14 protein-coding genes are annotated in these 13,112 nt (G+C 68.5%); 6 read left to right on the forward strand and 8 right to left on the reverse strand.

The genetic code is table 11. The features are described 5' to 3' along the window. The first annotated feature begins 154 nt into the window (after positions 1-154). Positions 155-1,354 carry an MFS transporter gene (locus tag QXK92_RS18825; RefSeq protein WP_306244528.1) on the forward strand — a complete coding sequence of 400 codons (1,200 nt, stop codon included), beginning with the start codon at positions 155-157 and terminating at the stop codon, positions 1,352-1,354. On the opposite strand, the gene QXK92_RS18830 is transcribed toward QXK92_RS18825, so the two are convergent. Both QXK92_RS18830 and QXK92_RS18835 read right to left on the reverse strand, forming a co-directional pair. Continuing rightward, the gene (locus QXK92_RS18830) at positions 1,333-2,121 is read right to left on the reverse strand and encodes an acyl-CoA thioesterase domain-containing protein (RefSeq protein WP_306244530.1); all 789 of its coding nucleotides are present in this window, start codon (positions 2,119-2,121) and stop codon (positions 1,333-1,335) included. The two genes, QXK92_RS18825 and QXK92_RS18830, sit on opposite strands and share 22 nt — an antisense overlap. Positions 2,122-2,214: 93 nt before the next feature. Beyond that, on the reverse strand, positions 2,215-2,721 hold the full coding sequence (locus tag QXK92_RS18835; protein ID WP_306243713.1) for a hypothetical protein: 507 nt from the start codon (positions 2,719-2,721) through the stop codon (positions 2,215-2,217). A 68-nt stretch (positions 2,722-2,789) separates the two neighbouring features. On the opposite strand from QXK92_RS18835, the gene QXK92_RS18840 reads away from it, so the two are divergent. Next, positions 2,790-3,089, forward strand: a complete 300-nt coding sequence (locus QXK92_RS18840; RefSeq protein ID WP_306243715.1) for a hypothetical protein — start codon at positions 2,790-2,792, stop codon at positions 3,087-3,089. A gap of 15 nt (positions 3,090-3,104) precedes the next feature. Here QXK92_RS18840 and QXK92_RS18845 read toward each other — a convergent pair whose 3' ends face one another. Next, positions 3,105-3,824: a CoA pyrophosphatase gene (locus QXK92_RS18845; RefSeq protein ID WP_306243717.1), complete on the reverse strand. Its 720-nt coding sequence runs from the start codon at positions 3,822-3,824 to the stop codon at positions 3,105-3,107. Between the two features lie 128 nt (positions 3,825-3,952). On the opposite strand from QXK92_RS18845, the gene QXK92_RS18850 reads away from it, so the two are divergent. The 4 genes from QXK92_RS18850 to QXK92_RS18865 all read left to right on the forward strand — a co-directional run bounded on the left by QXK92_RS18850 (position 3,953) and on the right by QXK92_RS18865 (position 8,323). Beyond that, positions 3,953-5,143 (forward strand): cytochrome P450, encoded by a 1,191-nt coding sequence (locus QXK92_RS18850; protein WP_306243718.1) that lies wholly within the window; start codon positions 3,953-3,955, stop codon positions 5,141-5,143. Positions 5,144-5,311: 168 nt separating this feature from the next. After that, on the forward strand, positions 5,312-5,728 hold the full coding sequence (locus tag QXK92_RS18855) for a DUF5313 domain-containing protein (RefSeq protein WP_306243720.1): 417 nt from the start codon (positions 5,312-5,314) through the stop codon (positions 5,726-5,728). A 41-nt stretch (positions 5,729-5,769) separates the two neighbouring features. Beyond that, complete coding sequence (locus tag QXK92_RS18860; protein ID WP_306243722.1) at positions 5,770-6,258, forward strand: MarR family winged helix-turn-helix transcriptional regulator; 489 nt, start codon at positions 5,770-5,772, stop codon at positions 6,256-6,258. Between the two features lie 64 nt (positions 6,259-6,322). Next, positions 6,323-8,323, forward strand: coding sequence for a 4-alpha-glucanotransferase (locus QXK92_RS18865; RefSeq protein WP_306243724.1), 2,001 nt, complete (start codon positions 6,323-6,325; stop codon positions 8,321-8,323). A 21-nt stretch (positions 8,324-8,344) separates the two neighbouring features. Here the strand turns inward: QXK92_RS18865 and QXK92_RS18870 are convergent, their stop codons facing one another. From QXK92_RS18870 to QXK92_RS18890, 5 genes are all read right to left on the reverse strand, one after another. Next, positions 8,345-9,100, reverse strand: a complete 756-nt coding sequence (locus QXK92_RS18870) for a class I SAM-dependent methyltransferase (RefSeq protein WP_306243726.1) — start codon at positions 9,098-9,100, stop codon at positions 8,345-8,347. Further along, positions 9,097-10,050, reverse strand: coding sequence for a methylenetetrahydrofolate reductase (locus QXK92_RS18875; protein WP_306243728.1), 954 nt, complete (start codon positions 10,048-10,050; stop codon positions 9,097-9,099). Before QXK92_RS18875 ends, QXK92_RS18870 begins: the two co-directional genes overlap by 4 nt. A gap of 38 nt (positions 10,051-10,088) precedes the next feature. Further along, positions 10,089-10,544, reverse strand: a complete 456-nt coding sequence (locus QXK92_RS18880; RefSeq protein ID WP_306243729.1) for a hypothetical protein — start codon at positions 10,542-10,544, stop codon at positions 10,089-10,091. A 136-nt stretch (positions 10,545-10,680) separates the two neighbouring features. Further along, on the reverse strand, positions 10,681-12,087 hold the full coding sequence (locus tag QXK92_RS18885) for a wax ester/triacylglycerol synthase family O-acyltransferase (protein WP_306243731.1): 1,407 nt from the start codon (positions 12,085-12,087) through the stop codon (positions 10,681-10,683). A 13-nt stretch (positions 12,088-12,100) separates the two neighbouring features. Continuing rightward, positions 12,101-12,964 (reverse strand): alpha/beta fold hydrolase, encoded by an 864-nt coding sequence (locus QXK92_RS18890; RefSeq protein WP_306243732.1) that lies wholly within the window; start codon positions 12,962-12,964, stop codon positions 12,101-12,103. Between the last annotated feature and the right edge of the window lie 148 nt (positions 12,965-13,112).

Below are 13,112 nucleotides of genomic sequence, written 5' to 3' on the forward strand. Positions count from 1 at the left end.
ACGCCGCCGCGAGAAGTGACATGGGTCTCGATCAGGAATATCGCGGCGGACGGCATCGTCGTTGCACCGGTGGACAGTTGAGGAGGGGAAGTCCGTGACGAGGCCGAACGGGGCGACCGCCCTGGCGTACCAGCAACCGCCGACCACCGAGCGATTGCCGACCACCGGGAAACCGAAGCATCTCGAATCGGGACGCGGTTCGGCTTTATTCGCCGGCGTACTGGCCGTCCTGGTCGCCATGGGCTGGGCGGCAAATCACTTCGCTGCGCTCATCCCGGCCATCAGCGACCGGCAACACCTCACCGTGGCCGCCCTCGACGCCATGTTCGGCATCTACGCACTGGGACTTCTGCCGGGCCTTCTTCTGGGCGGACGGGCATCGGACGCGTTCGGCCGTCCGTCGGTGGCATTGGCAGGCTCGGCCGCGGCGCTGGCCGGGACGGTCACCATGCTCGTCTCCCAGCAGTCGGAGGCGTTACTGGCCGGACGCCTTATCGTCGGGTTCGGGGTAGGCCTGGCCGTCAGTTCCGGCACGGCATGGGCGTCCGACCTGAAGGGGCCCGCGGGCGCTGCACTGGCCGGCACGGTGCTGATCGCCGGCTTTGCTCTGGGACCGTTCGCTTCTGGACTGATCGCCTCGCTCGGGCACTCCGGCATTCCGGCGTCATTCGGTATTGCCGCCACCCTGATCGCGCTGGCGATGACCGTCGCGGCGGTGAGCCTGCGCGGAGGCAGCACGCCGGCGCCGGTACCGATCGAGTCCGACGGCACTGGCGGCCATAGCACCCGGCGGGCGTTGAGTTGGGCGATGCCACTGGCACCGTGGGTGTTCATCTCGGCCACCCTGGCGTTCGTCACCATCCCCACCCGGGTCCATACCGGGCTTGCCGCGCCGTTGGCCGCGGGGACCGCGGCGCTGATCACCAACGGCGCCAGCGGTATCAGTCAGGTGGTCGCCCGGGCACGGAACTGGGGCCCGCAGACCGGCACGGTCGGTGCGCTGCTGGCTGCCCTCGGCTACGTCGTCATCGCGTCCACCCCCGACGACATCCCGCTCGGGTTGGGTGTCGCGGTGGTGGTGCTGCTCGGCTGTGCGTCGGGCCTCTGCCTGCGCGAGGGGTTGATCGATCTCGAAGCCGCCGCACCGCAACGCATCCGGGGAACGCTCACCGGCGTTTTCTACTCGGTCACGTATCTCGGATTCGCCCTTCCGCTCCTTCTGACGGTGCTCGGCCCGGGCCCCGAGTCGACGAGCATCTTCGTGGCGCTGGCAGCGGGGGCGGCGGCCGCTGGGATCGGCAGGACAGTGCGATTGAGGCGAGATGCGCACCGTCAGAACGACGGCCCGGCCTGATCCTGATTCGCGACGGAATTCTTCGGCGGCACGCGAAAACCGTTCTGGGCGATGGCAACCGATACACAGTTGCCGATCGGGCCGGTACGGTCGACGAGTACGGCCGAACCCGTCGCCACCCCGTCGTCGCTGTAGTGGGTCAGTGATGCCAGGCCGAGGTGCGGACCCTGGGGCAGCCTGCTGAGCGTGAGGGTGTAGTCGACATTGATGAACTGCAACCCCCGGGGTCCCCAGTTGGCGATGGAGGCGGTGATGTCGCCCGCCATCGCGGCGCGGGTGAAGGCGGTCATCGGTTCGGTGTCGACCAGCGGACGCGTGTCGTGCACCCAGGTGAACTTGCGCCCGGGTTCGTCAGGCCAATCGGGGTCCGGATTCTGAATGTCGGCCCCCCAGCCATAGGTCCGGATGAACAGCGACGCGGCGTCGCCGTGCTGCGCCGGCAGGGGCGGCATGTCTACGGGTTGCGACCACACCGGTCCTTCGGGGTGCGGGCCGCGGCGCAGAAAGAGTGCGCTGGCTTGCGCAACGGTGTTGCCGCTCTGAATGAGGACAGCTTCGACGAGGCGCAGTCGCCGGCGGTCCTGCCGCACCCGGGTGTGCACCTCGACCGGTTCGGGGGCCGTCGGACGCGGCAGATCAACGGTGAGGCGCGCAGGGTGCAGGTACGGGTCATCGACCGACCGCTCGGCCGCCCAACCGAGCAGACCGCCGACGACGTGGCCGCTCAGCGATGGCCCCCAGCCTCCCCGCGCGATTTCGGTTGGCATATAACGCTTTCCGTCACGCTGGAAGTAGGGCAGCTGCGTCGCCTGACCATCGTCGGGGCCATGGTCGTCGGTAATGCCTTCCACCTCGCGTTTCTACATCACCCTCGTGCCGGCCCTCGCACGGGCCACCGCGGCGCGAACCTCCGCGACCCGATCGGCACTGACACCCCACGGCCGATCGACACCCACCCGTTCGTCGAGATCCCACAACACACACCGCTCGCCCGGGTCGGCGACCAGCTCCCAGGCGATGATCGTCCTGCGCAGCTGCTCGGCCGCGGAGTCACGGCCGGCATCAGCAGGCGCGCCGCCGTCAGGATGGTGATGCAGAAAGGTGCCATAGGCCTTGTCGCAGAAAGCCGCATACCGTGCGGTGCACAGGATCAGCCCGTGCCATGCCTCGTCGACGGCGCGCGACGGCATGCCTATCACCTGGTTGTCCGGGAGTGCGGCGGCGCAGCAACGCAGCCACTGTCGCAGACCGGTCTCCACCAGTTCTCGCGGCTGCCACGGACACGTCTTGAACACGGCCTCGGGGAGTTCGAGCCCGGCCACCGCGTTACGCGCCCGACCATAGCGATTGCGCCGTCGGACCCACACGTCCTCACTGTAAAGCGCGCCGAAAATTGGCGCGGATTACCGCCGAGATCCTCGCGTAGCCTTTGCGCATGAGTAGCGCAGCCATGATGCTGATCGCGCTGGGCGCGAGCCTGGTAGCGCTCTTCGCATCCCTGCTACGTTGGTCCGCTTCAGGCAGCAGGCGGAGGCCGCGCAACGGCATCTGGGGCTCGGGATCGGGGTCCGACGGCGGCTCCAGCGGTTGCGGTGGGGGAAGCAGCTGCAGCTCGAGCGGCTGTAGCGCCGGGTCGAGCGGCTGTAGCGGCGGGTCGAGCGGTTGCGGCGGTGGGTCCAGCGGTTGCGGCGGCGGCAGCGGCTGCGGCGGTGGGGGCTGCGGCGGCAGCAACTGACCCCTGGGGTGGCCCCTAGCGCCAGGCGAAGGTCGGTTGCTCCAGTTCGTCGACCGGATCGTGGCGGCCTTCCAATCCCAGCCACCGCAGTTGCAACAGCACCGCACCCGTCGGCGCGTGAATCAGGTCGTTGCCCAGCGGGATCTGCACCACCGGACGGGGGCTTTCCTCGATGCTGATGTAGCGCGGTGAATCGGAGCGCTGCAGCTGGTGCAAACCCACGCGGTAGACGGCCAGCACTTCGTCGGGCGCCGGCCGGAGATCCAGTCGGCCGCCACCCCAGATCACGACCGGCGTGATGACGTATCCCGACCGGGTCGGGTAGTCGTCGAGCAGACCCAACACCGCCGACTCCGGGAGCCGCACGCCGACCTCTTCATCCAATTCCCGCAGCGCGGCCTCGATCACCGTTTCACCCGGATCCAGGCGGCCCCCGGGCAGCGCCCATTGGGCGGCATGAGTCCGCAGCCGAGAAGCCCGACGACACAACAGAAATGCGGCCCCACCGGCGACGTCGATCATGTGACCGTCGAGCAGTTCGTCCGGCAGGGGACGGCCGTCCAGCCATTCGTCCAGCGGGGCAGGGTCCACCCGGTCTTCACCGATCTGGGAGTCGACAAGCACTACCGCCACGGCGGCATGCCGCTTCGCCGAGTCGGTGACGGTGCGGCGTTCGTGGCCGGCCAACCGCGCCCGGATCTGTTCGCGTAGGACGTCGTCGTAGGCGATGGTCACGGTTCGACCCTATGCCCGCCGCCTCGGCACGCGGGTGACGATTTCGTCAAAATGTGTTGACTGACGCCGCGCATTTATGTGACGATTTCGTCAGAACCTGCCACGCACCATCCCGAGGAGGCCTCCCCATGGGTTCAGCTCGGCGCGGCGTGGCGGTCGATCGCGCGAACCTCTACTCGACCGAAGCCTTGCTGAACCCCTACCCGCATTACCGGCGCCTGCGCCGGTCCGGATCCGTGGTCTGGCTGCGCCGGCACCGCGTGTACGCCCTACCGCGTTATGCGGAGTGCAAGGCCACGCTGCGCAATGACGACCTGTTCATCTCCGGCAACGGTGTCGCGCTGAACCCGCTGAGCAATCGGCTCTCCCGTGGCACCACCCTCAACAGCGACGGGGCCGAGCACGACCAGCGCCGCAAGCTGCTCGCCCACCGCCTGCTTCCCAGGGCGCTGCGCTCGGTCACCGAAGCGATCGACGCGCAGGCCGACGCCGTGGTTGAAGCCGCGGTGCGCCAGGGCGCCGTCGACGCGGTCGCCGAGCTCGCCACCGCGCTTCCACTGGCGATCGTCCCCGACCTCGTCGGCTGGCCACGCGACGAGCGGGAGCATCTCATCGCCTGGGGCGGGGCCACCTTCGACATCCTGGGGCCGCTCAATTGGCAAGCCGTCAAAGCCATTCCGCGCAGTCTGCAGATGCTGATGTTCGCCCGGCGGGTGGTGCGCAACCGGTCCGTACTGGAGGGGAGCATGGCGCACGAGCTGATCCGCGCCGCCGACGACGGCAAGCTCACCCACGCGGAATGCCCCAAGCTGATGGTCGACTACATCGCCCCCTCCCTGGATACGACGATCAGCGCCATCTCCAATGCCGTCTATCTGCTTGCCACCCATCCCGCACAGTGGCGGCTGCTCAAGGACGATCCCTCGCTGATCCCCAATGCGGTCAACGAGGTAATCCGCTACGAGTCACCGCTGCGCGCCTTCGCCCGCCAAGTTCGCGAGGACACCGAGATCGCCGGCACGCCGATTCCCCGGGGCGCGCGGTTGCTGATCCTGTATGCCTCGGCGAACCGGGATGAGAACGAGTGGGACGACCCGGACACCTTCGACATCCGGCGCGACGCCGGACGCCAGATCGGGTTCGGCAACGGGACTCACGCGTGCGCAGGCCAGGGCCTTGCCCGCATGGAGACCACCGCCATCCTGCGCGCCCTGCTGGATCGGGTGGAGCGGATCGAGGTGGCCGGGCAACCGTCCTGGGCGGTCAACAACATCATCCACCGCCACCATCACCTGCCGGTCAAACTCGTAGCGGCCTGAACTCGGTCGCCCGCGTGTCAATCCCACGACGGGGCGCGCGGATTGAACGTCGCGAAACTCCCGGCCGGGCGTGACGACACCCACATAGTTAGGACCCTAACTAATAGGGTACGATGAGAGCTGTCGAAGCCGGCTACGGCCTCGAATCGAATTGCTCTAGGAGCGACCATGGCTAACGCTCGCCCGAACCTCTGGCAGTACATCGGCTACAGCTACGGACGCCGCTTGCCCGACTCGATGCGGGACTGGGTTTCCCGCGACCTCGCCGGCCCGGGCGCCATCCGCCGCCACCTGATCCGGATGGCGATTCCCGCGGCACTCGTGCTGGCCCCCCTCTGGCTGCTACCGGCGTCACTGTACGTGCACTCGGAGATGACGGCGCCGATCTTCATCTGGGTGCTGCTGATGGCGCTGGCGCTGAACAAGGTGTGGCGGCGGCACCGGCTGGCCCAGCACGGGCTGGACCCGGGCCTGGTCGACGTCATCAAGCGCCAGAAGCAGGCGCACATCCACGAGGACTACGCCCGCCGCTTCGGGCCGCGTCCCGAAGAGGCGAAGTGGCAGGACAACAGCAGCCCGTTCTAGGTCCGACAGCCGCTGACAAGCAGCGACGAAGGAGTGACGCCATGCGCACGGAAGCCGGTGCGGAACTCGACCAACTGTCGCTGGAGCGTCAGGTGTGCTTCGCGCTGGCCGTCACCAACAGGGCGGTGCTCGCGGTATACCGGCCACTACTGGAACCCCTGGGCCTGACCCATCCGCAGTACCTGGTGATGCTGGCGCTCTGGGACAACGCGAAAGGCGGGTCCGGCGGTAATCCCCTGTCGGTCAAAGAGATCGCCACGCTGTTGCAGATGGATTCGGCCACCTTGTCGCCGATGCTCAAACGCCTCGAGTCCCAGGGGCTGATCAGCCGTACCCGCAGCGCCGCCGACGAGCGGACCACCCACATCGCGTTGACCACGCAGGGCCGCAATCTTCGCCGGCAGGCGCTGAAAGTGCCGCCCGCTGTGGTCGAGCGCCTGGGCGTAGAGCTGGCCGAACTCGAGCATCTGCGCGAGGTGCTGACCAAGATCAACGCCGCCGCGGTAGCGGCCGGCGCACTCGACGCGTAGCCAAAAATCACAGCAGCACACCGCTTTTGGTGTGAGAAGCAGTGACCCGGGTATACCCCGCGCTGTGGCCGATCCCTCACCAGCATCCGACACCTTGCGCCAGTTGGCCGCCGCCCACGGCGTGGCGACCTCCTACCGCAACGAACGACGCGAACCCGTCGACGTCGACGCCGACGTGGTGGTCCGGGTACTCGGCCTGCTCGACGTCGACGCCCGCACCGAGGCTGACCAGCGTCGCGAACTGGCCAGACTGACCGAGGCCGACCGCGCGGGCGTCCTGCCACCCACCGTTGCCATACGCGTCGACGGCCGCCCCCGGCCGCTGCCCGGCGCCGTCACGCTGGAAGCCGAGGACGGCACCCGCGTCGACGTGCACGACGAGTTTCCGGGCGACCTGCCGGCGGGCTGGTACCGGGTGGAAACCCGGGACGGGCAACACGCCACCGTTGTCGCGGCACCGCCCCAGGTGCCGCCGACGCCCGCCACCTGGGGCTGGATGCTGCAGCTCTATGCGCTGCGCTCGGCGCGCTCCTGGGGCATCGGCGACCTGGGGGACCTGCGGGAGTTCATCGATTGGACCGCGGCCCAGCACCGGGCCGGCGCGGTGCTGCTCAACCCGCTCCATGCGCCTGGCCCCACCCACCCGGTGCAACCGTCGCCCTACACCCCGTCCAGCCGGCGTTTCGCCAATCCGCTGGCACTGCGCATCGAGGACCTCGACGCCTACCACCGCGCCGACGCGGCCACCCGGGCCGAGGTAGACGCGCTGCGCGTCTCGCCGACCACCGCGCGGATCGACCACGATCTGGTGTGGGCGGCCAAGCGGTCGGCGCTCGAACTGTTGTGGCGGGCCGAGGGCCGGCCGTCGCCGTTGGACTCCGGCTCCGCCGGACTGCGCGACTGGGCCACCTACTGTGCGCTGGCCGAGCGGCACGGCGGTCGCTGGAGCCGGTGGCCGGCACCGTTGCGGGATGTCGGCGGGCCGGCCGTTGCCCAGGCGCGCCGTGAGCTGGCCCCACGGCTGGCGTTTCACGCCTGGGTCCAGCAGCGCTGCGCCGAGCAGCTGATCGCGGTGCGCACCGCGGCGCGGGAGGCCGGTATGGCGCTGGGGGTGCTCCACGACCTCGCGGTAGGCGTGGATGCCGACGGCGCGGACGCCTGGGCCCTGGCCGACGTGTTGGCCACCGGAGTCAGCATCGGGGCGCCGCCGGACAACTTCACCCCGCGTGGCCAGGACTGGGGGTTGCCGCCCTGGCGCCCGGACCGGCTGGCCGCGACCGGCTACGCCGCACTGCGAGACATGTTGCGGGCCGTGCTCGTTCATGCCGACGGCCTGCGAATCGACCACGTTGCCGGGTTGTGGCGGCTGTGGTGGGTCCCGCCGGGCGAGGGCCCCGATCGCGGCACGTACGTGCACTACGACGCCGAGACGATGCTGGCGGTGCTCGCACTGGAAGCCCACCGGGCCAACGCCACCGTGGTCGGCGAAGACCTGGGCACCGTCGAACCGGAGGTCACCGAGGCACTGGCCGACAACGGAATGCTGGGTTGCGCGGTGTCGTGGTTCACCCGTGATCAGTCCGTCGCCGATGAGCCGCTGCTGGCGCCGGCGAAGTGGCCTGCGCGGGCGGCCGCCAGTCTGTCGACGCATGACCTGCCGACGGCCGCTGGTTTTCTGCGCGGCGAACACGTGCGGGCGCGTGCAGAGCTCGGTCTGCTCACCGACGTGCCCGCCGAGCAGGCCTCCGCGGCAAAAGAACGCGCCGAGTGGCTCGCGCTGTTGCGATCCGAACGCCTGCTGCCGGCCGACCAAGCGGAGCCCGATGAGGCGACAATCATCACCGCGATGCACCGACTGCTCGCGGCGACGCCGAGCAGATTGAAGTTGATCTCCCCGTACGACGTGCTGGCCGAGCCGCGACAGCCCAACCTGCCCGGCACCATCGACGAGTACCCGAACTGGCGGCTGCCGCTTCCGCAGACATTCGAAGAATTACGGGCCGACCCGAGGGTCGCTGCGATCACCGCGGTGTTCCGGGAAGCCGAGCAGCACGAAAATGGCTGAGCGGTAGCCTCTTTCACCGGCTCACGCGTGACGCAGCACCAGCAACTCGCCGGTCAGCGTCCCGTCTTCCAGCAACTTCCCGATCTGTGAGCTCTGACGCTCGGCCAGTTGCCAGGCCTCGGTGTGCCCGTGCCGTTTGGTCAGCTCGTTGGTCACAACGTCCAGCCGCTCATTCCACTCGTCCGGAATCGGCGGCAGCTCAGCGGTTCTCAGCGAGTCCTCGATGTGCAGCCCCGACTCGTCCAGGAGTTGCCGTAACCGGTCCGGTGCCGGGAAGTTGTTGGATTCCAGCTGATCGTCGGGCAGGTCCCGGTGAGCCACGAACGCCAGCAACCCGATCCGTCCACCGCGACGCACGGTGCGGTGCAGTTCGGTGAGCAATCCCAGCTGATCGGCTGCGGTGCACAGGACTCCCAGTGACCACGCTGCATCGCAACTCGCTTCCGCCAGCGGTAGTTTCGATCCCACCCCTTGTATCACCGGATAGCCGAACAGACTCTGCGCAGCGCGGCATGCGCCCGCCTCCGGCTCGAGGAGTACCGGCCGCAACTCCCGAGACCGCGCCGCATATGCCACCGGCCCGCCGATACCGGCACCGGAATCCAAAAACGTGGTGCCGCTGCCGAGTTCCATGCGTTCGATAAGCCAATCCAGCGCGCTGGGGCTGCCGCTGCCCCGGCAGCCGGCCGGCACGTGATACTCGGGGCCCAGGTCGGCCGCGACCTGCGCGGTCCATTCGGCGACCGTGTCGAATTCCGCCTGCATCGCGTCGGTCACAAGACCTCCTTCCGGATGAGCCGGCCTACCTCGGCCTTGATCTCGGCACCTACACGGGTGCCCGACGCCGACCCCAGGCCCGAAACGTTCACCCCCACCACCCCGTCGATCGTCAGCAGTGACCGAGCCTCGCTGACCGCGGCCGAAATCCCGGCCGCGATCGGGTCGGCCGAGCTCAGGACGCGCTCCGTCACCGCCGGATCGAGTTCGAGACCGGGTAGACCTTCCAACACGGCTGCCGACACGGTGTCGGTGAATACGGCGACGGCCGCGATCACCGGTATCGACAAACCCTGGCTCCGAGCGCTTTTCATGAAGTCGGCGATCATGTCGGGGAACGGGACGTGGTTCAGCACCGCAAGCCGGGCACCCGCCCACTGCTTCTCGACCAGCCGGGCCGGCCGAGCGTGAACGGGCGGGGCCGTGGGGGTTTCGGGGACCGCCGGGACGGCGCCGAGTGATGCCGCCAGCGACGCCAGACGCGGCCCGTCCAGATCGAAGGTCTGTGTGACATCCGGTCGGACGTCGTAGCCGCGCCCGTCGCCGGTCACACACAGCACGGTGTCGACGCCGATGGTGCGCAGACCGCGGAGTTCCTGCTCGAGGACGATGCGGTTGCGGTCCCGGCACGACAACGTGATCCACGGAGTGACGCCCGCATCCAGCAGCAGCGAACCCATCAGTGTGGGCGGAAAGTCCGGTCTGTTCTGGTGTTCACCCACCAGGACGGCATCGCAGGAGGTCGCCAATACCGCCGCGGTCGCCGCGACGTCGTCACGATCAAAGGGAGTGCAGCTGAAATCGGTCAGCACCAACGGCGCTGACGCCGGCGCTCGACGAAGGACTGGCTTCGGACCCGACCACGGCACGATGTCGATGAAAGTACATGCCCCGGAACGCATTTCGCACTGACCGTCTGGGCGCACGCCGCCACTCGGCCCGAACTCCATCCGTTTCGGACAACCGAGCACTTCGCCCGAGGCGGCACTCAATTGGTGCCCAGTGCGCCGCCAGCCGGTTGGTCTGCAACGTAGTCCATCGGCGGGCCGTCTCCGTGACCGACGTCGCGATGGGCCACTGCGGTGGCCAGCGCGGTTCCGTTCTGGATGGTCCCGATGATGTCCACTTCGTCGTTTACCGCGAACCGCCCACCGAACCTGGTGATGACGGCGGTCTCCGGGGTCAGCAGATAGGTGCGGGTGATGCCGTCACGGCCGCGAGCCGTCACCGACCCTTCGGACACCGCCACCAGCGTTCCCTGCTGGGTGATGTGCTGCTGAGCACCCGCCGGCGCCGTGTGTGGCGAGGTGAGCACATTCACCAACAAGGCGGCCAGTGCCGCGGCCACAATTGTCGAGCCGAAAACAATGCTCCAGGCTTTCCCGAATGCGCCGCGCAAGGGATTTGTTTCCCGTGGCTCACGCAGCAGGTGCCTGGCACTCATCTTCGGTCCCTCTTCCAGCGGTTTCGGTCCACCGGACAAACGCTTGTCGAATCGAAAGGTCGCTTTCGGAATTACCCGAAGGGTTGTGCCGGTAAACCGGGGCCGCGCTTTTCGACCCCGGATTTCACCGCGTCTACTAACCCGTGGTCGCAGCCGGAATGTCCCCATTCACGCGCTGCCGCAACTCGCTGAAGGCGGCGACGAACGCATCGGTCACCTCGTGGGTGTCCTTGAAGGTCGCGTCGTCGGCCAGTACCGAGACGCTCAACTGGTCGACGTAACTCCAGACGGTGATATTCAGGGCCGACCCGGCCGCCAATGGCCCGACGGAGTAGAAATCGGTGACCACGGCCCCGGCGATGCGGCCCCGCTCACGCGGGCCCGGGACGTTGGAGACGATCAGGTTGAACAACTGGTTGGGCGCCTCACGACGCGACATCCACCCGAACGTCGCGCGGGTGAGAGTGGGCGGGATGAACTCCAGCCAGCGGCCCACCAGCGTCGGTCCCAGTAGTTGGTGGTCTTCCTTGGCGATCCGCGTGGAGGTGCGGATGAGGTTCAGCCGGTCCAGCGGGTCGTGGACGTGCACGGGCAAGGAGACCAGCATGGTGGCCAGCGCATTGCCCACGATCCGGTCCGGCGAGGTGTCGGTGGCGGTGGGTATCGACGCGATCAGTGGCCGGTTGGTGGGTTCGTCGTAGTTCAGCAACACCCGGCGCAGCGCGCCCGCCGCCACGGTGAGCACCAGGTCGTTGATGGTCACCTCGAGCTTCTTGCTGACCGTTTTGACGTCCGCCAGCGGTAGTACAGCGCTGGCGAAGGTCCGTCCCGGCGCGAGCTTGTGGTTGAGGAAAGTGGGCGGCGGATCGAACCGGGCAGCCAGGTCCGGGTGCGTCAGTCGCTGCCGCGCGCGCCGCTGCAGCCGGTAGGCGCCGACGACTCCGTCGCGCACCGCCGACGGCAGCGTCCGGATCCGGGCAACGTGGTCCTGGGCCGCGAAACGCACCACGTCCCGCATTCTCGGAGCGGCGAAGCAGCCCCCGGCATCCTCGGGCGCTGAGCCGGTGTCGGACCACTGCAAGGTCCGTACCATCAGGTTCGCCGAGGCGACGCCGTCGGCCAGGACGTGGTGGATCTTGCCGATCACGGCGACGCGCTGATCGGCGAGACCCTCGGCGAAATAGAACTGCCACAGCGGGCGTCCGCGGTCCAGCGGCGTACTGGCGACCTGGCCGATGACCGCGTCCAGTTCGCGCCGTCCACCCGGGGCGGGCACCTGCACCCGCTGCAGGTGATAGTCCAGGTCGAGGTCCGCCTCTTCGTGCCAGACGGGGCGGTGCAGGTGCCACGGGGTCGTCACCAACTGGTAGTGCATGGGCTCCAGCACCGGCAGCCGGGCACGGAAAACCTCGCGGAACGCGTCGAAAGTCGGCTTGCCCTCGAACCCGGTGGTGTCCACGACCGCCACCTTCAGGGTGTGCTGGTGCACGTTGGGCGTCTCACTGGCCAGCATCAGCACATCCCAACCGCTGAGTCGCTTCACCGGCCCGCCTCCCTTATCTGGCCGCCCGCGCGACGTTCCGGGGCGAGGGAAGCCGGTCGTGGACCGACTCGATGGCCTTGGCGAGCCCTGGGACGAACGCGGCCGGCTGCAGGGTGCACCCGGCATGGCCGGCGTCCACCGGGATCATCTCGGCATCCGGGATGCGCTCGGCCAACCACTTCTGCCGCTGCACACCGAAGGCACGGTCCTTCATCGTCACCACGATCGCAGTCGGCACATCGATATCGCCGACCCAGGTGGTCGAGTCGAAACGGACCACTTCGGCGATGGCACGGGTGATGCCGCCCGGCGATGTGGCGCGAGCTTGATTGAGCACCCACTGATAGTCGGCGAACAGCCCGGTGGGCACCGCCGCCGCCGGCCCGCCGGGGCGGGGTGCGGGGGTGAGCGTTTCAATGAGGGCAGCGAACAGACCGGTGGCGACGCGCTCATAGCGGGCCCGGCTCACGGCCGCGGTCGCCGCGCACAGCACCAGCCCGTCGACCCGCTCCCGATGGCGCCGCCACACCAGCTGGGCGATCAGGGAGCCCATGGAGTAACCGACCGGCACGAAGCTGGGGATATCGAGCACGTCGGCCAAGGCGGCGACGTCGTCCGCGCAGTCCTCGAACAACATCCGGGGCGGCGAAATCCCCTGACCGTGACACCGCTGGTCGAAGATCACCACGCGCCCGAATTCGCGCACCACGTCCAGCGCCGGGTACCAGGTCATCAGGCCGGTGCAGGCGAGCGAGTGCAGCAGGACGTAGGTCGGTCCATCGCTGGGTCCCGAGTCGAGGACGTAGGTGCTGCCCCGGCCCGGGAGGTCGACGACCAGCCCTTCCGGGAGCTGGCCGACCGGAGCCAACGCGGGCACCTTTGGCAGCCGCGGCAGTGGGATTCCTCGTGGACGGACGCTGACGATGGGGGTTATTAGAACAGGTGCCGCCGTCAGAACCAACCGGAATATCCGGGGATGCGACGTCGTTGCTCATCCCGACGGCGCCGGATACTTCCCCCGGGTA

The sequence above is a fragment of the Mycobacterium sp. TY815 genome (genome assembly GCF_030755135.1).
Lineage (GTDB): Bacteria > Actinomycetota > Actinomycetes > Mycobacteriales > Mycobacteriaceae > Mycobacterium.

Bases quoted from the DNA above. Each gene is read 5' to 3' on its own strand.
- QXK92_RS18830 (WP_306244530.1), bottom strand. From the start codon at position 2,121: ATGCCAACCGAAATCGCGCGGGGAGGCTGGGGGCCATCGCTGAGCGGC.
- QXK92_RS18840 (WP_306243715.1), top strand. From the start codon at position 2,790: ATGAGTAGCGCAGCCATGATGCTGATCGCGCTGGGCGCGAGCCTGGTA.
- QXK92_RS18850 (WP_306243718.1), top strand. From the start codon at position 3,953: ATGGGTTCAGCTCGGCGCGGCGTGGCGGTCGATCGCGCGAACCTCTAC.
- QXK92_RS18855 (WP_306243720.1), top strand. From the start codon at position 5,312: ATGGCTAACGCTCGCCCGAACCTCTGGCAGTACATCGGCTACAGCTAC.
- QXK92_RS18860 (WP_306243722.1), top strand. From the start codon at position 5,770: ATGCGCACGGAAGCCGGTGCGGAACTCGACCAACTGTCGCTGGAGCGT.
- QXK92_RS18875 (WP_306243728.1), bottom strand. From the start codon at position 10,050: ATGGAGTTCGGGCCGAGTGGCGGCGTGCGCCCAGACGGTCAGTGCGAA.
- QXK92_RS18880 (WP_306243729.1), bottom strand. From the start codon at position 10,544: ATGAGTGCCAGGCACCTGCTGCGTGAGCCACGGGAAACAAATCCCTTG.